Below are 22525 nucleotides of genomic sequence, written 5' to 3'. Positions count from 1 at the left end.
GACGAGGCCGTAGGTGACCGCCTCCTCCGCGGAGAGGATCTTGTCGCGGTGCGCGAGGATCTGGTTGACCTCGACCTGGTCGACGAGCGCCTCGTGCACGAGTTCGGCGCTCGGGATGTTCGCGAGCCTCAGCGGCTCGTCGATGCCGTTCGTCAGCGTGATCGTGCCGGCGCCCCACATGCGCTGCAGCAGGCCCCGGTGCACCTTGAGGGTGTAACCGCGAACGTGGGCGAGCTCACGGCGCTTGACGGAGAACACTCCGCGACGCTCCATCACCCGCCGCGTCGTGATCGTGTAGACGTGGGCCGCCCATGCGAGATACGGCAGCACCACGAGCAGCAGCACCACGACCGCGGCGCCGGCGAGCAGCATCCAGTTCTCGAAAGGAGCGGGCAGGTTGCCGTAGAAGTAGCCGCAGGCACCGGCCACCCCGATCAGCACCAGCGCCGACCAGGCGAGCCGCCGCGCATGGGCCCGGAAGCGCGCGACGAGCATCTCCGGCGTGGGCGCGCCGGGGGCCGGCGTCAGAGGCCTGCCGCCGTAGCTCGTCGGCTGCGTCATATCCCCATTGTGCGGTGCAGGGCCGACAGTCCGATGCGCACCCGCCGTTTTGCGTCATGCGCCGCGTCTCGCATGCGCGTTTCGACTCGCACGCTCGCTCAACGACCGGAAGAACGAGGTCACACGGCCGGGAGTCAGGTCACACGGCCGGACGGCTCCGTACGTGCTCCACGTCGCCGGCCGACACGACGCTCTCGAACTCCGCGTCCTGCACGATCACCAGCCGCCCGTCGGGGTCGATGCGCTGTGCACGGCCCCAGATCGTCTCGCCGTTCGGCAGCGACACGGCGACGTCGCTTCCCAGTGTGCTGCACAGCGACTCGACCTCGCCGAGCACGCCCGACGCGGCGGCATCGCCCCCTGCCGCCGCCAGCGCCGTCAGCTGCTCATCGAGGGCGCGAAGGTAGTCGGCGAGCAGACGGTCGTCGTCGCACGTCAGCCCCGCCGCGGCGAACGACGTCGCGGTCGCGACGGGAAGGTCGGCGGGCAGCATCCGTGTGTTCACTCCCGATCCGATCACGACCACGTCGGGATGCCCCGGCACCACCTCCGCGAGGATGCCGCAGATCTTCGACCCGTCGAGCAGCACGTCGTTGGGCCACTTGAGGGTGGCGTTGTGCGGCGATCCCGCCAGCTGCGCGGCGACCGCGCGCGTCATCGCCGCGCCCGCGATGAGCGGCAGCCACCCGCGCGCGTCCACCGGAAGGGCCGACGCGTCGACCGCGACCGACACCGCGAGCGCCGAGCCGGGCGGGGTCACCCACGTCCGGTCGAGCCGCCCCCGACCGGCGCGTTGATCGTCGGTCAAGAGCAGCGACAGGTGCGGCCACTCGTGCGGCGCGTCGATGACGTGCCGGATCACGTCGGCATTGGTGGAGTCCGTGGCCTCGATGACCTGGACGCGCGGGCTGACGGCGGCGGTGAGCGGGAATCCCTCGGACGAGAACGTCATGCCGCTCACGCTACGCCTCTCGCTCGGCTCCTGTCCGCCCGCTCCTCCCAGACGACGAACAGCGCAAGCCGCAACCCCTTGTGCGAACCCTCCAACAGATCGACGAGGCCCGCCGATAGGGTGGAATCCGTGACTCAAGCGCCAGATCAGCCCGACCTGTCGACGACCGCCGGCAAGATCGCCGACCTCCGCGCCCGCTTCCAGGAGGCCGTCCTCGATCCCGAGGAGGTCGCGAAGCAGAAGCAGCACGCGAAGGGCAAGGGCACGGCGCGCGAGCGCATCGACATGCTCCTCGACACCGGCAGCTTCGTCGAGCTCGATGAGTACGTGCGCCATCGCACCACCGCTTTCGGCATGGACCGTTCCCGTCCCTACGGCGACTCCGTCGTCACCGGGGTCGGCACGATCCACGGCCGCACGGTCGCGGTCTACTCCCAGGACTTCTCGACGTTCGGCGGCTCCCTCGGCGAGGTCGCCGGCGAGAAGATCATCAAGGTCATGGAGTTCGCCCTCCGCAGCGGCATCCCGATCGTGGGAATCCTCGATTCCGGCGGCGCGCGCATCCAGGAGGGCGTCGTCGCCCTCGGCAAGTACGGCGAGATCTTCCGCCTCAACACCCGCGCCTCAGGCGTCATCCCGCAGATCTCGATCATCATGGGCCCGGCCGCGGGCGGCGCGGTCTACTCCCCCGCCCTCACCGACTTCGTCGTCATGGTCGACAAGACCAGCCAGATGTTCGTGACCGGCCCCGACGTCATCAAGACCGTGACCGGCGAGGACGTCGGCATGGAGGAGCTCGGCGGGGCGCACACGCACAACACGCGCTCGGGCGTCGCGCACTACCTCGCCGAAGACGAGGACGACGCGATCGACTACGTCCGCACCATGCTGGGGTTCCTGCCCGACAACAACATGGCAGAGCTGCCGGTCTACGAGTCCGGCTTCGAGTTCGAGACGACGGACGCCGACCGCGCGCTGAACGCGATCATCCCCGACTCCCCCAACCAGCCCTACGACATCCACCAGGTCATCCGCGGCATCGTCGACGCCGAGGACTTCCTCGAGGTGCAGCCGCTGTTCGCGCCCAACATCGTCATCGGCTTCGGTCGCATCGAGGGCCGCTCGGTGGGCATCATCGCCAACCAGCCCTCGCAGATGGCCGGCACGCTGAACATCGAGGCGGGCGAGAAGGCGAGCCGCTTCGTGCGCTTCTGCGATGCGTTCTCGATCCCGATCGTGACCCTCGTCGACGTCCCCGGCTACCTCCCCGGCACCGACCAGGAGTGGACCGGCGTCATCCGCCGAGGCGCCAAGCTGCTCTATGCCTACGCCGAGGCGACCGTGCCGCTGGTCACGGTGATCCTGCGCAAGGCCTACGGCGGCGCGTACATCGTCATGGGCTCGAAGCAGCTCGGCGCCGACGTCAACCTCGCGTGGCCGACTGCTGAGATCGCCGTGATGGGCGGTCAGGGCGCGGTCAACATCCTCTACCGCGGTGAGATCAAGAAGGCCGAGGAGAACGGCGAGGATGTCGCCGCCGTCCGCACGCGCCTCGCGAACGAGTACACCTACAACGTCGCCTCCCCGTTCCTCGCCGCCGAGCGCGGCGAGCTCGACGGCATCATCGAGCCCGCGGCCACCCGCGTGTCGATCGCCAAGGCGCTGCGGGCCCTCCGCGGCAAGCGCGCGAGCCTGCCGCCCAAGAAGCACGGGAACATCCCGCTGTGAGCACCGCAGACGGCGGCATCGACACGGATACGGATGCTGCGCCCCAGGGTCCGACCATCGAGGTGCGCCGTGGTGCGCCCACGGAGGAAGAGCTCGCAGCGCTCATCGCCGTGGTGAGCGAGGCGTACACGGGTGAGGCCGCCGAGGCTGTCGCGGACGAGCGGGTGAACCGCACGGGGTGGGAACTGTCACAGCGCGCGCTCCGGCAGCCGCTGAACCGCGACCTCGGCTGGGGCCGATTCGGGAGCGCCTGACGGCGGACACCGTCGGTGCGGTTTGTGGACCCGGTCCACGCCGGGGGCCGATTTGTCCCCCGAAATACCTACAGACACACCCGTTGCAACCCCGAGATACTTGACTCGCTGGAACGCTTCTGCGTTCGGTCGATCCGACACCGCTTAGCGGATGCCCCGGGTCCGGCCATGCGGACGGTTTTCGGGTAACCGTCCGCGCAGGCGAGGGGCGGGCGGCTTCGCCGCCCCTCGCCTCCTTCATCTCCCGCTCTCCGCCAGAATCCCCTCCCCCTTTCCGGCGGGGAGCGAGACTGCCCTCTGACAGGCGTTCGCGCCCACCGCCGCGTGAGCGCCGGGCATCCGAGCGCGCGCCGAACGGCAGCATCCGTCTCGATCGGGACGCGAGCCTCAGGCTCTGCCGGGGTGCGGGATCTCGCGCCACAGGTCGACGGAGTCCTCGTCGCTGGGTCCGCCCATCGACGGCGACCGACCGACGACCGTGACCGCGACGCGCTCGTCGGGCGATGTGCGGATGTAGAGACGGTCCGAGCTCGCCGAGCGCAGCGCCTCGGCCAGCTGGGCGCGGATGATCCCGAGTGTCTCGTCGTCGACGTCGTCGAGGCCGCCCTCGTCGAGGACGGTGACGTTGGCGCCGCGTCGCCGCGCGCGTTCGAGCTCGGCGCGCACTTCGTCGTCGAGGAGGCGGGGTCCGCGCATCTCGTCGCGCAGCCGGCCCTCCGCGATGCGGGCTTCGAGGCGGTCGGCGTCGGTCAGCACGCCCGCGTGGGCGACCGTGCGGGTGAGCACCGGGCCTGCGACGGCGAGCGCGCGCTGCACCTGGACGCGTCGCTCCCGCTGGCGCACGACCTGGGACGTCTGCCAGCCGGTGGCGGCACGCTGCAGCCTCGTGAGGCGAGAGGTGTCGCGGGCGGCGCGGTCCATCGAGAACACCAGCAGCTGGGCGCACGTCACCCACACGATCGACCCGACGAGGCCCAGCCTGAGCGCGGTGAACGGCCCCATCCACAGCGAGGATGCGATCGCGAGAAGCACGATTCCGGCCCACGCCGTCCACGGGCGGCGCCGCACCATGACGATCGTCATGAGCGCGCCGATCCCGCCGAGATACCAGGTCGCGAAGGAGGCCGTGCGCGCTGTCTCGCCGACGGCGATCGGAATCGCGTTCGGCACGATCACCGCACAGGCGAGCGCGATCACTTGGGCTGTGGCGGGCAGTGGGAGTGGTCCGCGGATGCCTTCGCCGGCCGGATGCGGCGCCGCCTGCGCCTCGAGGCTCTCGGGGGATTCCGCATCCGTCGAGCCGCCCGCGCCGGGCGCGGAGTCGGATTGCGGCGATGCGGGCTGCCAGAAGATGCACAGCCACGTCGTCGCGAGGTACATGCCCACCGCCACCACGATGACCAGCGGATAAGGGATGGGCTGTCCGGTCCACAGCAGACCTCGCGCGGCGAAGTATGCCGTGAATGCGACACCGAGCACGGTGAGGACGTTCTTGACGCTGATCACGACGACGGCTCCTGCCAGGTGAGCCGCACGACCGTGCCGTGGGGTCCCGATTCCAAGTCGGCGCGTCCGCCCACCGCGGCGACGCGCGCGATGATCGATGCCCGGATGCCGAGGCGGTCGTCCGGGACGGCGTCGAGGTCGAATCCCTCGCCGGCGTCGTGGACCTCGACGCGGACCGTCCCATAGGCGGCGCGCAGCACGACGCCCAGCCCCGCGCCGCCGGCATGCTGCAACGCGTTCGCGATCGCCTGCGTCGCGGCGAGCGCGATGGCGCGAGCCACGCGCCCGGGAATGGGCGGGGCGTCGGGGTCGATCTCGCGCTGCACATCGACGTCGACACCGAGCTCGCGGGCGGCCTGGGCGATCTCCTCGGCCAGGGCGACGGGCAACCAGGGTTCGTCGGGCCCCTCGTGCTCGTCCTGCTCGGTGTTGGCCAGTCGGGTCAGCGCCTCGCGGGCCATGGTCGCCGCCAAGGTGCGCTCGCGAGGAGTGGTGGCGCGCTCGGCGGCGATCAGCGCCGCGAGGACGCTGTCGTGCATCAACGCCGCCACCGCGACGCGCTCCTGCTCCGCGGCATCGGCCGCGGCGGCCTGCGCATAGGAGGAGACCGCCTGCGCACGGGTCTTGTCCACATTCACCGCCACCGACCGGAACAGCCACCCGAGAGTCAGGATGACCCCGCCCAGGAGGAGCGCGAAGGTCACGTCCAGGATCACGACCGGCCAGTACTCCGGCGCGAACCCGACCTGGATCATCCGCACGACACCGAAGAGGAGCGGCAGCGCGATCGTGAACGCGATCTGCAGCGGGAACGGGAAGGCGAGGACGGCGGCCAGTGTGGCGAGATTGAGCAGGTACCAGATCCACGGCTCGTCCGTCGTCGGGGGCTGCACGCCCGCCGTCGCTATCGGCCACACCATCAGGACGAGGACGTAGACGATCGCGAACACGCCGGCCGCGGGGCGCACCGCACGGCCGATGACGCACGCGAGCACCATCACCCCGAGGGCTCCGAAGACGACGACCATCAGCGGCAGGTGCCATCCCGGTCGCTCGGGGGCGGGCCCGAGGGCGCTCAGAAACGATTGGAGACCGAGGATCAGCGACCCGAAGCCGCCCGCGACGAGCGAGATGATGCGCTCGACGCGGGAGCGCGTGAACGATCCGATCCCGGCAGTCGTCTGTTGCGAGTGCGGGATCTGCCCCCACGCCGTGTCGAGCACGCCGGTCTGCGCGTCACCGGCCACGCGTGAGGTCTCCCGGGTCGGCCGATGGCTCGACGAGGATCCCGTCCTCGACGGCGCGGTGCAGCAGATCGATCTTCGTCGGCGCGGGCCTTCCGACCTCGACGTACTTGACGCGGATGCGCGTGATGTTCTCCTTCGCCGTGGAGTACGCCACCCCGAGGCGATCGGCGACGACCTTGAGCGGCAGGCCCGCGGCGTAGAGGCGGAGCACATCGCGCTCGCGCGCCGAGAGCTGCGCATCGGCGAAGGCGCGGTCGCCCTCGACGGCACTGGCCCATTCCACGTTGTTGAGGGGCTCGCCCCGGGCGACCGTACGCACCGCCGCGATCACGTCGCCGATGGGCGAGGACTTGCTCACGACGCCGGCCGCACCGGCGGCGAGCGCCTCGCGCACGGCCGCGGGCCGGTCGGCGACGCTGTGGATGATCACGCTCGAGCCGTCGAGCACGAGACGGCGCACGTTCTCGGTCACCGTGGTGCCGTCGCCGAGCGTCAGGTCGAGCACGACCACGTCAGCGGGGGCCTGTCGCGACATCGCACGCCAGTCCACGTACTCGGTGACCGTGTTGCCGGAGAACGCCACGTTCATGGTCTCTGCGCGCGCACACGCCGCCTCGAGGCCGAGCCGGACCGACTCGTGATCGTCGATGAAGGCCACCCGCGTCATGCCGCCAGCCTAGCGACGAGACTCAGGCGCGGGTGAGAACCGCCACGGCTTCGACGTGATGCGAATTGGGAAAAAGATCCAGGCCATCGACACTTGCGACCTCGTAGCCGCCGGCACGGAACGTCGCGATGTCGCGCGCGAGCGCGACCGGGTCGCAGGCGACGTAGACGATTGTCGAGGGCGCGAGCGCAGCGAGGTGATCCACCACGTCACGGCCCGCTCCGGAACGGGGCGGGTCGAGCAGGACGACGCCTCGCGACAGCCGTTCGCGTTCGGGAGCGGATGCCTCGGCCGCGAGTCGCGCGAGCCATCGGTCGACGCGGCCGGTCTCGGCTCGTGCGCCGACCCACTCCGCGAGGTTCTCCCCCGCGTGCTCGGTGGCGCGGGGATCGGACTCGACGCTCGTCACCCGCGTCGAGGAGCCGCCGATGTCGCCGAGCGTCGCGGCGAAGAGGCCCACACCGCCGTAGAGGTCGAGGTGCCACGCGTCGGGGTCCACGGGCGCGTCACCCGGGAGAGCGCGGAGCGCCGCGGACACGGTCGTGGTGAGGGTGTGCGCCGCGAGGCGGTGGACCTGCCAGAACCCACCGGCGTCGACCCGGAAGTCCCGGCCGCCGACGCGCTCGAGGACGACCTCGGGCGCGGGAGCCTTGCGGGGCTTGCTGGAGGACGCTCGTGCGCCGCGGCCACGGCGGGGCGCAGCATCCGTCTTCCTGTCCGGCCGCGGCAGTACGCGCACGCGACCGTCCGCCGGCTGGACGAGATCGATCCTGCCGGGCTCGCCGCCGCGCAGCGCGAGCGCGGCGGTCTCGACGGCAGACGTCGCGAGGGGCAGGTCTTCGAGGGGGACGACCCGGTGGCTGCGCGCGGCGTACTGGCCGACGTTGCCGTCCGCGTCGACGTGCAGGCTCACGCGGGTGCGCCACCCCGTGCCGTCGACGGTCTCCCCGTCGGCGTCGGCGCCATCCTCGGCGGGCGACGGCGTGACGCCGCTCATCGTGGCGACGGGCTCGGAGATGCCCCCGAACCGGTGGAGGGCGTCGAGGAGCACCTCGAGCTTGAGCGCGCGCTGGTGCTCCAAGGCGATGTGGCCGAAGTCCGCGCCGCCGGGGCGCTGCTCGGGCGGCACATCGACGTCGGCCTGCCGCCACACGTGCAGCTGCCGGTGGGGTGAAGCCTCGAGCACCTCGAGGGTCTCGCCGCGCCAGAACGACTTCTTCGTGGTGTCGGTGAGCCGCACGCGCACGCGCTCACCGGGGATCGCGTCGGGCACGAACACGACGCGTCCCTCGTACCGGGCGACGAACACGCCGCCGTGGGCGACGCCCGTGATGTCGAGATCGAGGAGGTCGCCGGTTTCGCTCACCTGTCGAGCCTAAGGCCGCGCCGGCGTTCAGAACTCAGGATGGACGTTCTCCGCACACGTGCGCATCCGCGGAATTCCGCGGTGCGCTTCCGCGCGCGGCGGGATCCGTCCTGAATGTGAACCGCGTGCATCCCCTCCCCGTACTGTGAGGGGATGCGCGTCTGCCTCGCCTCTACCTCGCCCGCCCGGCTCATGCTGCTCGGGCAGTTCGGCATCCGCCCGCTGACCGTCGCCCCCGACGTCGACGAAGAGGCCGTCATCGCCGCGGTCGAGGCGGCCGAGGCGCGCACGCTGGCGCCCGACGAGCACGTCCTGCTCCTCGCGCGCCGCAAGGCGGCGGACGTCGCGGCGCGGCTGCGCGACGACATCCCGGATTTCGACGGCATCGTGATCGGCGGCGACTCGATGTTCGAGCTCGACGGCGAGGTGCTCGGCAAGCCGTACACCCCCGAGAACGCCGCCGCTCGATGGCGCGCGATGCGCGGGCGCACCGGCGTGCTGCACTCCGGCCACGCGGTGGTGCGCATCCAGCCGGGCGAACCCCCGCGCGAGGTGCACGCGACGGCCGCAGCATCCGTCTCCTTCGTCGCGGACGTGACGGATGCGGAGATCGACGCGTACGTCGGGACCGGTGAGCCCCTGCACGTGGCGGGCGCGTTCACGGTCGACAGCCTCGGCGGCGCGTTCATCGAGCGGGTCGACGGCGACCCGTCCACGGTGGTGGGGATGTCGGTGTCGACGCTGCGCCGGCTGGTGCGGGAGGTGGGCGTGGACTGGACGGCACTCTGGAACACCTCCGACCCGTCGCTCGAGCGGCCCGAGATCGGTGAGAACACGTTCGCGGAAGAGGGAGCGGAGTAAGGCGCCCCCTTTCACGAGGGCCGCGTGAGGGCGCACCCGTTGTAGTAGGAATCCCACGTTTCTGGTCGGTTCTTGTACGAACCGCTCAAAAGCCCTCGGGATGCCGTCGGTAGGCTGGCACTCATGCCTCGTATCGCCAAGGTTCTCGTTGCCAACCGCGGCGAGATCGCCGTCCGCGTCATCCGCGCCGCCCGCGACGCCGGGAAGTCGTCGGTCGCCGTCTACGCCGACCAGGACCGCGACGCCATGCACGCCCGCCTCGCCGACGAGGCGTACGCGCTCGAGGGCGCCACGAGCGCCGAGACCTACCTGTCGATCGACAAGATCCTCTCCGTCGCGCGCCGCTCCGGCGCCGACGCAGTGCACCCCGGCTACGGGTTCCTCGCCGAGAACGCCGACTTCGCCCGCGCCGTGATCGCGGCGGGCCTCGTCTGGATCGGCCCGTCGCCCGAGGCGATCGAGGCCCTCGGCGACAAGGTGACCGCGCGCGCGGTCGCCGAGAAGGTGGGCGCACCACTGGCTCCCGGCACCCCCGGCCCCGTGGCCGGCGCCGACGAGGTCGTCGCGTTCGCCGAAGAGGTCGGCCTCCCCATCGCGATCAAGGCCGCGTACGGCGGCGGCGGACGCGGCCTCAAGGTCGCCCGCACCATCGACGAGGTGCCCGAGCTGTTCGAGTCCGCCACGCGCGAGGCGATCACCGCCTTCGGCCGCGGCGAGTGCTTCGTCGAGAAGTACCTCGACAAGCCGCGTCACGTCGAGACGCAGTGCCTCGCGGATGCCGCGGGCAACGTCGTCGTGATCTCGACGCGCGACTGCTCGCTGCAGCGCCGTCACCAGAAGCTGGTCGAAGAGGCGCCGGCGCCCTTCCTCAGCGACGAGCAGAACCAGACCCTCTACGACGCGTCGAAGGCCATCCTCAAGGAGGTCGGCTACGTCGGCGCGGGCACGTGCGAGTTCCTCATCGGCGCCGACGGCACGATCTCGTTCCTCGAGGTGAACACGCGCCTGCAGGTCGAGCACCCGGTCTCGGAAGAGGTGACGGGGATCGACCTGGTCCGCGAGCAGTTCCGTCTCGCGGAGGGCGAGGAGCTCGGCTACGACGACCCGGAGCCCGAGGGTCACTCGATCGAGTTCCGCATCAACGGGGAGGACCCCGGCCGCGGCTTCCTGCCTCAGCCCGGTCCGATCCACGTGTTCAAGACGTTCGGCGGACCCGGCATCCGTCTCGACTCCGGCGTCACCGCCGGCGACAGCGTGTCGGGCGCGTTCGACTCCCTGCTCGCGAAGATCATCGTCACCGGCCGCGACCGCGCCGAGGCGCTCGAGCGCTCGCGCCGCGCGCTGGACGAGTTCGAGGTCTCGGGCCTGCCGACGGTGCTGCCCTTCCACCGCGCCGTCGTGCGCGACCCCGCGTTCACCGCGGAGGACGGCCGGTTCGGCGTCTACACGCGCTGGATCGAGACCGAGTTCGTCAATGACATCGCGCCGTGGGACGGCGAGCTCAGCGAGCCCACCCCCGCCGAAGCGCGACACACGGTCGTGGTGGAGGTCGCGGGCCGACGCCTCGAGGTGAGCCTGCCCGACCGTGTCGTCGCCCCCGTGGGCGTCGCCGGACGCCCGGCGGCCGTGCCGCCGTCGCGCCGATCGCACTCCCCCTCGGTCGTCGCCGGCGCCTCGGGTGACGCGGTGAAGTCGCCGATGCAGGCCACGGTCGTCAAGGTCGCCGTCGAGGAGGGCCAGCAGGTCGTGAAGGGCGAGCTCGTCATCGTGCTGGAGGCGATGAAGATGGAGCAGCCCATCCAGGCCCACAAGGACGGCGTCATCGGCGCCATCAACGCCGACCCCGGCACGACCGTGTCGGCCGGTCACCAGCTCCTCACCATCTCCTGATCCCCTCGCCCGCGGTTTCCCGACCTCATCGGCGGAAACACGGGTGCGTCACGAGACGCTCCGGGACGCAGCATCCGTCCCTCGGCATGCTGTCATGACGTGCCCCTGATCCGGAATGAGGAGAACCCGAGGCGGACGACGGATGCCGCGCGCCGCAGCATCCGTTCGCATCACGTGATCCCGCCGAGGGCACCCGTCGTGCGCGCGCGTGACGTGTGCCCTCGGTGAGTGCGCACGATCTGAACCGACGCGTCAGCCGCCGTAGATGTTGTGGTCGACGACGTGCATCGCGCGGGCGGCATCGGTGATGCTGCCCGACAGCGACGGGTAGACCGCGAAGACGCGCGACACCTGGTCGACGGTGAGGCGGCGCTCGACCGCGATGGCGATCGGGTAGATGAGCTCCGACGCGCGCGGGGCGACGATGACACCGCCGATCACGGTCCCGCTGCCCTCGCGGGCGATGAGCTTGACGAAACCGTCCTTGATGCCCATCATCTTCGCGCGCGCGTTGGCGGCGAGCGGCAGCTTGTGCACGACGCCCTGGATGTGGCCGTCGGCGATGTCGTTCTCCTGCCAGCCGATCGTCGCGATCTCGGGCGCGGTGAAGATGTTCGAGGTGATGCGGCGGCGCTCGAGGGGGATCACGATGTCGCCGAGGGCATGGAAGATCGCGGTGCGTCCCTGCATCGAGGCGACCGACGCGAGCGGGACGAAGGTGGTGCAGTCGCCGGCGGCGTAGATGTTGGGCACCGAGGTGCGCGCCACGCGGTTCACCTGGATGTGACCGGACTCGGTCATCTGGATGCCGGCCTCCTCGAGGCCGATGCCCGCGGTGTTGGGGATCGAGCCCACCGCCACGAGGCAGTGGCTCCCCTCGACGGTCTGCCCGTCCGACAGCGTCACCACCACGCCGTCGCCGGTGTTCTCGACCTTGGCCGCCCGCGACTTCGACAGCAGGTTCATGCCGCCGCGCTTGAACACGCGCTCGAGGACGGCGGCAGCGTCCTTGTCTTCACCGGGCAGCACCTGGTCGCGGCTGGAGACCAGCGTGACCTTCGAGCCGAGGTTCATGTAGGCGCCGGCGAACTCGGCGCCGGTGACCCCGGAGCCGACCACGATGAGGTGCTCGGGGAGCGCCGTCATGTTGTACAGCTGCGTCCACGTGAGGATCCGCTCGCCGTCGGGCTTCGCGGTGGGCAGCTCACGAGGAGACGATCCGGTCGAGACGACGAGGGTGTCGGCCTCGATGCGGTCGAAGTCGGTGCCGCCCGGGCCGGTCGAGACGACGACGGCGTTGCCGCCCTCGAGGCGCCCGTGGCCCGAGATGATGCGGACGCCCGCCTCGGCCAGCGACGCGCGCATGTCGTCGGACTGCTGCCGGGCGAGGGTGAGCAGGCGCTTGTTGACCGCGGTGAGGTTGATGGCGATCTCGGGCTTGAGGGGCTTGCCCTCCTTGCCCTTGGCGAAGAGCTGGACGCCCAGATCCCCGGCGCCGGCGATGGCGACGGCCGCGTCGGCGGTCGCGATGAGCGACTTCGACGGGACCACGTCGGTGATCACGGCCGAGCCGCCGATGCCGGCGCGCTCGACCACTGTCACCTCCGCTCCGAGCTGGGCGGCGGCCAGCGCCGCTTCGTAGCCTCCGGGTCCGCCGCCGAGGATGGCGACGCTCTGGGTGGTCTCGAAGCTGATCGACATGAATTCCATTCTCCCCTGCCGACAGGCCTGGCAACGACACGGCGACACTCCCGGGCGCGTGCGAAGGCGGCTTCGCTGGCTCTCGTCGCCGTCCGTTCCTAAAGTGGTCCCATGTCAGACACCACCGGCAATCCTCTCGACGACCCCACGGCAGACCCCTTCGCGGTCGCCGCCGCCGCCGCGGAGGACATCGCCCGCATCACCGGCGTCGAGCGTCACGACATCGCGCTCACGCTCGGCAGCGGCTGGGGCAGGGCGGCGGAACTCCTGGGCGAGACCACCTCGACGTTCCCCGCCACGCAGGTGACCGGCTTCAGCGCACCGGCCCTCACCGGCCACGTCGGAACCCTTCGCAGCATCGTCACGCCGAAGGGCCGCCGCGTGCTGGTGATCGGCGCCCGCACCCACTACTACGAGGGGTACGGCGTGCGCCGCGTCGTGCACAGCGTGCGCACGGCAGCCGCCGCGGGCGCGCGCACGATGGTGCTCACGAACGGGGCCGGCGGCATCAAGCACACCTGGACGCCCGGGCGTCCGGTGCTGATCAGCGACCACATCAACATGACCGGTGACACGCCACTCGAGGGCGCGACCTTCATCGACCTCACCGACCTGTACTCGCTGCGGCTGCGTGACCTCGCCCGCTCGATCGACCCGAGCCTCGACGAGGGCGTGTACACGCAGTTCCGCGGACCTCAGTACGAGACCCCCGCCGAGGTCCAGATGGTCAAGTCGTTCGGGGGTCACATCGTCGGCATGTCGACCGCGCTCGAGGCGATCGCCGCGCGGCAGGCGGGCATGGAGATCCTCGGCTTCTCCCTCATCACGAACATGGCGGCGGGCATCCAGAAGACCCCGCTCAGCCACCAGGAGGTGCTCGACGCCGGCCGCGAGGCCGAGCCGGTCATCTCGTCGCTGCTGGCGCGCGTGATCGGGGCGCTGTGAACGGCGGGGACCCGAACGGCGGGACGGATGCTGCCGCCGACGTCCTCGCGAAAGCCCACGCGTGGCTCGCACAGGACCCCGACGGCGAGACCCGCGCCGAGCTTCGTGCGCTGATCGAGGCCGCGGAATCGGGGAACCCCGCGGCGGTCGAAGACCTCCAGGACCGCTTCTCGACACGCCTCGCCTTCGGTACTGCGGGACTTCGCGGCGCCCTGGGCGCCGGCAGCAACCGCATGAACCGCGTACTCGTCGCGCAGGCCGCCGCGGGGCTCGCGGCGTATGTGCGCGAGCAGGCCGGGCTCCCACCGGTCGGCGTCGAGGCCGCCTCGGGCGCGCGGGAGGGCGACACGGATGCTGCGGCCGCCGCCCATGACAGCGCGACGAACGACGACGTCGTGGTCGCATCCGCGGGGTCCGCCGGCGAGGCGTCGAGCGATGACACGCCGGTGGAGCCGGGCGACGAGCCCGCGAACCGGGACGCCGAGACACCGGCTCACGGCGATGCCGGCGCCGCTCACGAAGAGGCCGGAGATCGCTCGGGCGACGCGGAGGCAGGGAAGCGCGGCAACGGCGCGGACGCCGGCGAGACGGCGGATGCCGCGCCGGACGATGACGGCGCAGCATCCGTTTCCGAGGCACTCGCGGAGCCGTCGGCGCCCGAGCTGACCGAGACCCCGTCGCCGGACGCGCTCGAGGCCGAAGGGCCCGAGGTGCCCGGAATCCTGGACGATGCGCCGATCGTCGTGATCGGGTACGACGGGCGCCGCAACTCGGACGTGTTCGCGCGTGACTCCGCCGAGATCTTCGCGGGCGCGGGACTGCGCGCGATCCTGATGCCGCGGCTGCTGCCGACGCCCGTGCTCGCCTTCGCGGTGCGGCACTTCGGCGCCGCCGCCGGCGTCATGGTCACGGCGAGCCACAACCCGCCCGACGACAACGGCTACAAGGTGTACCTCGGCGGCGCCGACGACGGCTCGCAGATCGTTTCGCCCGCCGATGCCGAGATCGCCGCGCACATCGAGCGCGTGGCCGAGGCGGGCGATATCAGCACGGTCCCGCGCTCGCTCGGGTTCGAGCTCGCCACCGAGAACGTCGTCGACGCGTACATCGCCGCGACCGCCGCGGTCGCTCCCGCGCCCCCCGGGGCCGAGGGCCTCACGTGGGTGTACACCGCGATGCACGGGGTGGGCTGGGAGACGCTGTCGCGAATCCTCGAGACGGCGGGCTACCCCGCCCCGGTGCCCGTCGCGGCTCAGCTCGAGCCCGACGGAGCCTTCCCGACGGTGGCGTTCCCGAACCCGGAGGAGCCGGGCGCGATGGACCTCGCCTTCGAGGCCGCGCGCGAGGCCGGGGCGGAGCTCGTCATCGCGAACGACCCCGACGCCGACCGGCTCGCCGTCGCCGTTCCGGACGAGTCCGCCGAGGGCGGCTGGCGCCGCCTCACCGGCAACGAGATCGGCCTGCTGCTCGGCTGGCGCGCGGGGCGGCTCGCCACGGCCGACGGCCCCGCCGAGGGAGCCTCGCTCGCGTGCTCGCTGGTGTCGTCCCCCGGTCTCGAGGTCGTCGCCGAGCACTACGGGCTCGACTTCCATGCGACGCTCACGGGCTTCAAGTGGATCTCGAGGGCGCCGGGCATCGTGTTCGGCTTCGAGGAGGCGCTCGGCTACCTCGTCAACCCGGCCACCGTCCGTGACAAGGACGGCGTCTCGGCCGCGGTCGCGATGCTCGGCATGGTGGCGGAGGCCCGCGGCCGCGGCGCGACGCTGGCGGATCTGCTGACCGAGTTCGACGAGCAGTTCGGCGCGTTCGCGAGCGACCAGGTCTCGATCCGCGTCGACGACGTGTCGCAGATCGCCCGGATCATGGCGGCGCTGCGGGAGCGGCATCCGTCCGCCGTCGGCGAGGTCGCGGTCGATCGCATCGACGATCTGCTCGACGGCGTCGACGACCTGCCGCCCGGGGACGTGCTGCGCCTGTGGCTCGCGGACGGCTCGAGGGTCATCGTGCGCCCGAGCGGCACCGAGCCCAAGCTCAAGCTGTACCTCGACGTGCGAGGCGAGTCCCGCGACGACGCGGCCGCGCGCATCGCGGCCCTCGCCGACGGCGCTCGCGCGCTGCTCGCCGAGTACGGCGGCTGACGCTCAGTCCTGGTCCCGGTGTTCGGGGCGCGCCGCGTGCGTTCGGGGCGCGCAGCGTGCGTTCGGGGCGCGCCGCGTGCGCCCCGAGGGTGCGCCGTGCGCCCCGAACCCGGGGGCGCACGGGGGCACGGACCACGGGAGGACGACGGATGCCGCGGGCCGCAGCATCCGTCATCCTCCGAGACCCGCGCCAGGAACCCAGCGCGAGCGGCGTCGGCTCGGTTCTACGCTCGAAGCATGCTCCTCACCGCGCCGATCATCCTCGAGAACGCGTACGTCCGCCTCGAACCGCTCTCCCCCGACCACGAAGCCGACCTGGCCGCCGCGGCGGTGGGTCTGGAGCACACCTGGTACACGTCGGTGCCGCGCGCGGAGGGCATCGCGGCGGATGTCGCACAGCGCCTGGCCTGGCGGGACGAGGGTCACATGAACCCGTGGGCGGTGCGACGGCTCGACACGGGGAGGGTCGTCGGCGAGACCACGTTCTGCAACATCGACCAGGCGAACCGGCACGTCGAGATCGGGCACACGTGGATCGGGATCGAGGCGCAGCGCACCTTCGTGAACACGGCGTCGAAGCTGCTGCTGCTCACGCACGCGTTCGAGGAGTGCCACGCCATCGCGGTCGAGTTCCGCACGCATTGGCACAACCGCCAGTCCCGGGCGGCGATCGCCCGCCTCGGCGCCAAGCAGGACGGCGTCCTCCGCAACCACCGCCTCGGTCCCGGCGGCACCCTCCGCGACACCGTGGTCTTCTCGATTCTCCCGACCGAATGGCCCGCGGTGCGCCTCGACCTCACGGAGCGCCTCGCCCGCGGCTGACCTCCGGGCGCACGGCGTAGCCGGGGCGTCCTCCGGGTTGGGGCGCACCGCGTGCAGTCGGGGCGCGCGGCGCACGCCCCGAACGATCGCCGCGCGCCCCGAACGCAGGATGCAGGTACGGGAGAACGGATGCTGTGACCGCGGGCAGGCCTCCTCCACAGGGTGGTCTTGTCCACAGACTGGGGCTGAAGCGTCACGCGCACGGACGATTCGTCGGAGACTCGGGCATGTGACCTCCCTCACCCTGCTCAGCCGCGGCGAACTCCTCGACGCGATGACGCCTCGGCGTCTCACCGCGGCGATCGCAGCCGGCGAGCTCACGCGGCTGCGGATCGGGGTGTACGTGGATAAGGCGGCGTGGGACGCCGCGAAGCCGGAGGCCCGCGTCGTCGCACGCGCGCGCGCCCTTACGCTGAGCTCCCCCGCACCGCCCGTGGTCTCGCACGAAACGGCCGCGGCCGCACACGGGCTGGCGCTCTATCGCGCGGATCGACGCCGGGTGCACGTGATCGCGCCGGAGGCACGGCCGGGCCCTGCCGGTGGCGTGATCCGCCACCGTGGCGAGCTCCAGGACGCTGACGTGGTCGAAATCGACGGACTGCAGGCCACCTCGCTCACGCGCACTGTTTCTGATGTCGCCCGAACCGCCTCGTTCGAGCAGGCGGTCACTATCGCCGACGCCGCGCTGCGCCAGCAGTTCGTCACCGCTCCCGGTGAGTACGACGTCGACGGGGCGGCGGGGTTTCGACAGGAGGTGCTGATGATCGCGAGGCGATCCGCTCATGGCCTCACCCGGGCGCGTCGCGTCCTCGACTTCGCAGACGGACGCGCCCAACTGCCGGGCGAGAGCATCAGCCGGATTCGGCTGCGCGAGATCGGCTTCCGCAGCATCGAGCTTCAGGTTGCGGTGCCGGGGCGCGGCATCCATCCGTACTACGTCGACTTCGGCCTCGAAGATTCGAACGCCTTCGGCGAGTTCGACGGCGCGATCAAGTACGTCGACGGGAAGATGCTCGACGGCCGCACGTCATCGCAGGCCCTCGACGACGAGAAGCAGCGGGAGGACTGGATCCGCGGAACGACCCGGCGCCGCTACGCCCGGTGGGGGTGGCCGCATATCGCGACCGCCGCCGACCTGCGGACCCGGCTCGATGCCTTCAGCATCCGTCCGCCGCGCTGAGCCAGTCCGCGTCTGGGGCGCAGCGCGTGCGTTCGGGGCGCACGACGCGCGCCCCGAACGTCCCCCGCGCGCCCCAAACCCCCGCGCAAACCAACCGCAGCGACCCGCACTGCCCGCGGCGAGACAGCGGCGCGCAGCATCCGTCCACCGCGCCGTCCCGATTGGGGCGCACCGCGTGTGTTCGGGGCGCGCGACGCGCGCCCCGAACGTTCCCCGCGCGCCCCAAACCGGCGCGCAAACCCAACCGCGAAGCATCGCCGGGGATGGAGGACGGATGCTGCGGCTCAGCCGTCGATCACCGCGACGAGCTCGTCGAGGAAGGCGTTGAAGTCGGTGCCGCGGCGCACGATGCGCTGCACGCTGTCACGCTCGCTGAACACCTCGACGAACTGCTCGAACACGGTCTGGAACGCCTCACGGTCGGTCTCGGAGAACGCCACCAGCGCCACGACCTGCACGCGGCCGTCGCCCCACGGGATCGACGGGTCGGCGATGCCGATCGCGATGGCGGTGCGGGATGCCGTCATCTCGAGGGCGTGCGGCACAGCCAGCGCGTCGGTGAACGCGGTCGACGACAGGCGCTCGCGCTCGATGGTGCGCTCGATGTACTCGGCGTCGATGACGCCGCGCGCCTCCAGCAGCGCGCCGAGGCCGCGGATCACGCCCTCCTCGCCCTCGCCCTCGGCGAGGCCGCGCACGAATGCGGACGGCTCGAAGTAGCGCTCGAGCTCCGCGCGCAGCCGGGCGAGGCGGCGCGAGCGCCGGATGCGGCCGGCGGCGGACTGCACGCGCTCGACGTCGGCGTCGGTGAGGAAGGGCTGGATCCGCACGATCCGGTCGGTCGTCGTCGGCGGGTCGATCGTCGTCAGCACGAGGTCGGTGTCGATCGACGCCCAGTCGGGATCGACGCGCGTCTCGACGCCGACCACCTCGACCAGCTGCCCGAGAGAACGGTCGACGCTCGAGCGCAGCAGCTCGTGCAGGTCGTAGTAGCCCGGGCACACGATGGTCGCGGTGAGCAGCTGGTCGGCGCGGCGGCTGCGCTCGAGCCGACCCCCGACGTGCATGGCGATGTACGCGATCTCATCGTCGGGCAGCGGAATGCCGAGCCGCTGCTGCAGCCGGCTCGCGATGAACACCGCGACCTCGAAGATCATCGGGTACGTCGACTTCAGCGACCGCGTGAGGGGGTTGCGGGACCACGCCTGCTCGCGTGCGCGGTGCAGCAGGTTCTGGACGTGCAGCGCGAGCCTCGCGACGAAGTCGTCGTGCGCGATGTCGACGAGGAACTCGTCGGCCGCCGCCGTGACGACTTCGCGCACGACGGCCTCGACCTCGGGATCGAGGGACGACGGCGCAGTGGCGGATGCTGCGTCCTCGTGCCCGTCGGGTGCGACCACGCGCGTCAGCACCAGCGTCGCGAGGTGCTGCAGGTCCGCGCTGCCGAGGCTCACGCCGAGGTGGCGCTCGGAGAGCTCCGCGATGATCCCGGCGACCTGGTTCTGCGTCGGTCGCTCCCGCACGGCGCCGCCCACGGCGTCGAGCGGGCGGTCGCGCGAGGTGCGGTCGGCCGCGATCGCGATGTGCATCACGACATCCGCGATGCCGAACTCGTTGACGAACCACCCCAGGTCACCGAGGCGCGCCACGAGCTCGGTCTTGAACGGGCCGAACGCCTGCGCGCCGACCGACCCTTCGCCGAGCGTGCGGCGCAGCGCTGCAAGGTCGAACGACCCCGCGTCCATCTCGTCGTGCGCGAGCCTCGAGAGCAGGCGTCGCTGGGCGCCCTCGGTGCCGCGCAGCCGCGCGCGGGACGCGGAGCGTTCCAGGGTCAGCTCGGTGCCGCCGAGCAGCCCGCGGACGCGGGCGAGGTCGGCGTCGAGGGTCGCGGGCGACACGTGCAGGGCGTCGGCGGTCTCGAACACGTCGATGCCGTCGGGGGCGTCGAGGAGCGTCCGCACGAGGGTGTGCAGCCGGTCCCGCGGTGTGCCGGTGTCACCGCCCGCCCGCAGCGCCGCAGCGGCGTCGGATCCGGCACGGTAGCCCTGTGGTCCGGACTCGACCGCCACGCCCGGCGCCACGCGCGCGTTGGCGGCGGTGACGTACGACCGGATGCTGCGCGGAGTCACCCCCAGCGCGTCGGCGAGAGCGGATGCCGTGACCCAGTCGCCGTCGCGCAGGAGCAGTCCGAGCACACGATCTTGCCGGGCTCGGGTCACACGCCCAGTCAACCACGCGCGCCGGTGCCCGAGGCCGTCGGCCGCTCTCCGCGTTTCCGCCCCTGCGGAAGGAGGAGTGGTTGTCCCCTCCCAGCGTTCTCACAAGAATGGGCAGACGAGGAGGCGGGTCGATGAGGATCCTGGTGGTCTGCGGAGCGGGTGCCTCGAGCACCTTCGTCGCTCAGCGCGTGCGTCATGCGGCCCACGCCGAGGGACTCGACTATTCCGCCTTCGCGGGCACCGAGCAGTCGCTTCCGATCGATCTCGATGCCGCGGACGTCGTCCTCGTCGGTCCGCACCTGCTCCATGCGCTCGAGCGCATTGAGCGGGACGCCGCCGCGCGAGGCACGACGGTGGTGCTGCTGCCCCCCGACATCTTCGGAGACCGGGACGGCACGCGGACACTCGCCCTGGTCCGCGCCGCGATCGGGAGCCCCGGGGGGCCGCTCCCGGCCGCGGATGCGGCGCCGCCTCCCACCCCCTGAACTTCACCACGACGAATCACGACCAGACAGAGAGGTCACGACATGCCACCCATCTCCCGCACCGTCCGCATCGGATCGGCGCACGGTCTGCACGCGCGTCCCGCGAAGCTGTTCGCGCAGGCGGCCAAGGATGCCGGCATCCCGATCACCATCGCGAAGGATGCGGGGAGCCCCGTCAACGCGGCGAGCATCCTCGGCGTGATCGCGCTCGGCATCGAGCAGGGAGACTACGTGACCCTCACCGCCGACGGCGACGGCGCCGAGTCGACGCTGGACACGCTCGCGGAACTGCTCACCACCGACCACGACGCGGAGGCCTGAACCATGACCGAGCAGATCGTCTCGCGAGAGCTGAGGGGTGTGGGGATCGGACTGGGCGTCGCCCAGGGACCCGTCGCACGCATGGCAGAGCCCGCGCCGGCGCCGTCCGACGCACCGAGCACGCTGGGCGCCGACGAGGAGCAGGCGCGGGTGACGGATGCTGTCGCCGCGGTCGCGCGCGAACTCGAGGCCCGCGGGTTGCAGGCCGGCGGAGCGGCGCAGGAGGTGCTCGAGGCGCAGGCCATGATGGCCGAGGACCCGACGCTCGCCGACGAGATCGCCGCCCGGCTGGCGCAGGGCAAGACGGGCGAGTTCGCGGTGTTCGACGCGTTCGCATCGTTCCGCGATCAGCTCACCGCGATGGGAGGCTACCTCGGCGAGCGCGCGGCCGACCTCGACGACGTCGCGCAGCGGGTCATCGCGCGCCTCCGCGGCGTGCCGGCTCCCGGGGTGCCCGACCCTGGGCATCCCTTCGTGCTCGTCGCGAAGGATCTCGCCCCGGCCGACACGGCGCTGCTCGACCTCGACAAGGTTCTCGCGCTCGTCACGACCGAGGGCGGCCCCACCTCGCACACCGCGATCCTCGCGCGCGAGAAGTCGATCGTCGCGATCGTCGGCGCGACCTCGGCGACCGGCCTGCGCGAGGGCGAGATGGTGATCGTGGATGCCGCAGCCGGCGTCGTGACCACCGAGCCGACCGCCGCGGAGCTCGAGCGGGCGCAGAATCGCGCCGACGCGCGTGCGGCCGCAGCATCCGCTCCCCTCACCGATGGAGCCCTCGCGGACGGGACCAAGGTGCCGTTGCTGGCGAATCTCGGCAACCCGGAGGGCGCGACGGACGCGGTCGCGCTGGGCGCCGAGGGCGTGGGTCTGTTCCGCACCGAGTTCCTGTTCCTCAGCTCCAACCAGGCTCCCACCGTCGAGCAGCAGCGCGAGGCGTACACGAAGCTCCTCGCCGCGTTCCCGGGCAAGAAGGTCGTCGTTCGCGTGCTGGATGCCGGCGCCGACAAGCCGCTCGCGTTCCTGAACGACGCGCACGAGGAGAACCCCGCACTCGGGCTCCGCGGCATCCGTGCCCTCCGCGCCAGCGAGGACATCCTGCGCGAGCAGCTCACCGCTCTTGCCGAAGCGGATGCCGCCACCGAGGCCGATCTGTGGGTCATGGCGCCCATGATCGCCACCGTCGAGGAGACCCACTACTTCACGGGCCTCGCACGCGACTACGGCATCAAGACCGCCGGAGTCATGGTGGAGGTGCCGTCCTCGGCGCTGCTGGCCGACCGCATCCTGGTGGACGCGGACTTCGCGTCCATCGGCACCAACGACCTCACGCAGTACACGCTCGCCGCAGACCGCCTCCTCGGGTCGGTCGCGTCGTTCCAGGACCCGTGGCACCCTGCGGTGCTGCGCCTGATCCGCGAGGTCGGCGACGCCGGCGCCGCGAACGGCAAGCCGGTGGGCATCTGCGGAGAGGCGGCGGCAGATCCCCTGCTCGCCGTCGTGCTCGTCGGCCTGGGCGCCACGAGCCTGTCCATGGCACCCACGGCCCTCGCCGACGTGCGTGCCGCCCTTCTCCAACACACCATCGCCGAGGCGCGCGACATCGCCTCCGCAGCCCTCGCCGCGAACGACGCGGCATCCGCCCGGTCCGCAGCCCAGCAAGCGGCCACCCGCTAGGCCGC

19 protein-coding genes are annotated in these 22525 nt (G+C 71.7%); 11 read left to right on the top strand and 8 right to left on the bottom strand.

All coding sequences use genetic code 11. From position 1 onward, the window contains the following. Together JNB61_RS18680 and JNB61_RS18675 are read right to left on the bottom strand one after the other, a co-directional pair. Positions 1 to 561 (bottom strand): PH domain-containing protein (locus JNB61_RS18680; protein WP_220340617.1); only part of this gene is annotated, 561 nt, incomplete at its 3' end. Positions 562 to 700: 139 nt separating this feature from the next. Next, complete coding sequence (locus JNB61_RS18675; RefSeq protein WP_220340616.1) at positions 701 to 1513, bottom strand: biotin--[acetyl-CoA-carboxylase] ligase; 813 nt, start codon at positions 1511 to 1513, stop codon at positions 701 to 703. Positions 1514 to 1633: 120 nt separating this feature from the next. Here JNB61_RS18675 and JNB61_RS18670 point away from each other — a divergent pair, with 120 nt between their 5' ends. Beyond that, positions 1634 to 3241, top strand: a complete 1608-nt coding sequence (locus JNB61_RS18670; RefSeq protein ID WP_159845758.1) for an acyl-CoA carboxylase subunit beta — start codon at positions 1634 to 1636, stop codon at positions 3239 to 3241. Continuing rightward, a complete protein-coding gene (locus tag JNB61_RS18665) occupies positions 3238 to 3495 on the top strand; it encodes an acyl-CoA carboxylase subunit epsilon (RefSeq protein ID WP_308291302.1) in 258 nt (85 codons plus the stop codon). Before JNB61_RS18670 ends, JNB61_RS18665 begins: the two co-directional genes overlap by 4 nt. Before the next feature lie 387 nt (positions 3496 to 3882). On the opposite strand, the gene JNB61_RS18660 is transcribed toward JNB61_RS18665, so the two are convergent. From JNB61_RS18660 to JNB61_RS18645, 4 genes are read right to left on the bottom strand one after another with little or no spacing between them, the layout of a single operon-like run. Next, entirely contained in the window at positions 3883 to 5001 is a 1119-nt protein-coding gene (locus tag JNB61_RS18660) for a hypothetical protein (protein ID WP_220290880.1), read from the bottom strand. After that, entirely contained in the window at positions 4998 to 6248 is a 1251-nt protein-coding gene (locus JNB61_RS18655) for a sensor histidine kinase (RefSeq protein WP_201448810.1), read from the bottom strand. The genes JNB61_RS18660 and JNB61_RS18655 overlap by 4 nt, the downstream gene beginning before the upstream one ends. Further along, a complete protein-coding gene (locus JNB61_RS18650; RefSeq protein WP_159845764.1) occupies positions 6238 to 6915 on the bottom strand; it encodes a response regulator transcription factor in 678 nt (225 codons plus the stop codon). The genes JNB61_RS18655 and JNB61_RS18650 overlap by 11 nt, the downstream gene beginning before the upstream one ends. Before the next feature lie 22 nt (positions 6916 to 6937). Continuing rightward, positions 6938 to 8281, bottom strand: a complete 1344-nt coding sequence (locus tag JNB61_RS18645; RefSeq protein ID WP_220340615.1) for a class I SAM-dependent RNA methyltransferase — start codon at positions 8279 to 8281, stop codon at positions 6938 to 6940. A gap of 153 nt (positions 8282 to 8434) precedes the next feature. On the opposite strand from JNB61_RS18645, the gene JNB61_RS18640 reads away from it, so the two are divergent. Both JNB61_RS18640 and JNB61_RS18635 read left to right on the top strand, forming a co-directional pair. Beyond that, positions 8435 to 9142 (top strand): Maf family protein, encoded by a 708-nt coding sequence (locus tag JNB61_RS18640; RefSeq protein ID WP_220340614.1) that lies wholly within the window; start codon positions 8435 to 8437, stop codon positions 9140 to 9142. A 123-nt stretch (positions 9143 to 9265) separates the two neighbouring features. Next, positions 9266 to 11032, top strand: a complete 1767-nt coding sequence (locus JNB61_RS18635) for an acetyl/propionyl/methylcrotonyl-CoA carboxylase subunit alpha (RefSeq protein ID WP_159845776.1) — start codon at positions 9266 to 9268, stop codon at positions 11030 to 11032. 252 nt (positions 11033 to 11284) lie between these two features. Here the strand turns inward: JNB61_RS18635 and JNB61_RS18630 are convergent, their stop codons facing one another. Continuing rightward, the gene (locus JNB61_RS18630; protein ID WP_220290889.1) at positions 11285 to 12742 is read right to left on the bottom strand and encodes an NAD(P)H-quinone dehydrogenase; all 1458 of its coding nucleotides are present in this window, start codon (positions 12740 to 12742) and stop codon (positions 11285 to 11287) included. A gap of 102 nt (positions 12743 to 12844) precedes the next feature. Here JNB61_RS18630 and JNB61_RS18625 point away from each other — a divergent pair, with 102 nt between their 5' ends. The 4 genes from JNB61_RS18625 to JNB61_RS18610 all read left to right on the top strand — a co-directional run bounded on the left by JNB61_RS18625 (position 12845) and on the right by JNB61_RS18610 (position 17818). Continuing rightward, entirely contained in the window at positions 12845 to 13678 is an 834-nt protein-coding gene (locus JNB61_RS18625) for a purine-nucleoside phosphorylase (protein ID WP_159845782.1), read from the top strand. Then, positions 13675 to 15816: a phospho-sugar mutase gene (locus tag JNB61_RS18620; protein WP_220340613.1), complete on the top strand. Its 2142-nt coding sequence runs from the start codon at positions 13675 to 13677 to the stop codon at positions 15814 to 15816. Before JNB61_RS18625 ends, JNB61_RS18620 begins: the two co-directional genes overlap by 4 nt. 237 nt (positions 15817 to 16053) lie before the next feature. Continuing rightward, positions 16054 to 16638 (top strand): GNAT family N-acetyltransferase, encoded by a 585-nt coding sequence (locus tag JNB61_RS18615; RefSeq protein ID WP_220340612.1) that lies wholly within the window; start codon positions 16054 to 16056, stop codon positions 16636 to 16638. 229 nt (positions 16639 to 16867) lie between these two features. Beyond that, positions 16868 to 17818, top strand: a complete 951-nt coding sequence (locus JNB61_RS18610) for a hypothetical protein (RefSeq protein WP_220340611.1) — start codon at positions 16868 to 16870, stop codon at positions 17816 to 17818. A gap of 284 nt (positions 17819 to 18102) precedes the next feature. On the opposite strand, the gene JNB61_RS18605 is transcribed toward JNB61_RS18610, so the two are convergent. Then, positions 18103 to 20037 carry a BglG family transcription antiterminator gene (locus JNB61_RS18605; protein WP_220290896.1) on the bottom strand — a complete coding sequence of 645 codons (1935 nt, stop codon included), beginning with the start codon at positions 20035 to 20037 and terminating at the stop codon, positions 18103 to 18105. 131 nt (positions 20038 to 20168) lie between these two features. On the opposite strand from JNB61_RS18605, the gene JNB61_RS18600 reads away from it, so the two are divergent. Genes JNB61_RS18600 through ptsP form a run of 3 tightly spaced genes read left to right on the top strand, consistent with a single transcriptional unit; the run spans position 20169 to position 22520 of the window. Continuing rightward, positions 20169 to 20522, top strand: coding sequence for a PTS sugar transporter subunit IIB (locus tag JNB61_RS18600; RefSeq protein WP_220290897.1), 354 nt, complete (start codon positions 20169 to 20171; stop codon positions 20520 to 20522). Between the two features lie 42 nt (positions 20523 to 20564). Next, on the top strand, positions 20565 to 20843 hold the full coding sequence (locus tag JNB61_RS18595) for an HPr family phosphocarrier protein (protein ID WP_045300983.1): 279 nt from the start codon (positions 20565 to 20567) through the stop codon (positions 20841 to 20843). 3 nt (positions 20844 to 20846) lie between these two features. Beyond that, a complete protein-coding gene (gene ptsP / locus JNB61_RS18590) occupies positions 20847 to 22520 on the top strand; it encodes a phosphoenolpyruvate--protein phosphotransferase (protein ID WP_220340610.1) in 1674 nt (557 codons plus the stop codon). Positions 22521 to 22525: the final 5 nt, after the last annotated feature.

Origin of the sequence: Microbacterium ureisolvens (assembly GCF_019511645.1) — a bacterium.
GTDB lineage: Bacteria > Actinomycetota > Actinomycetes > Actinomycetales > Microbacteriaceae > Microbacterium > Microbacterium ureisolvens_A.
The sequence above is the reverse complement of the archived record's forward strand: the minus strand, read 5'-3'. Positions and strand labels throughout refer to the sequence as shown.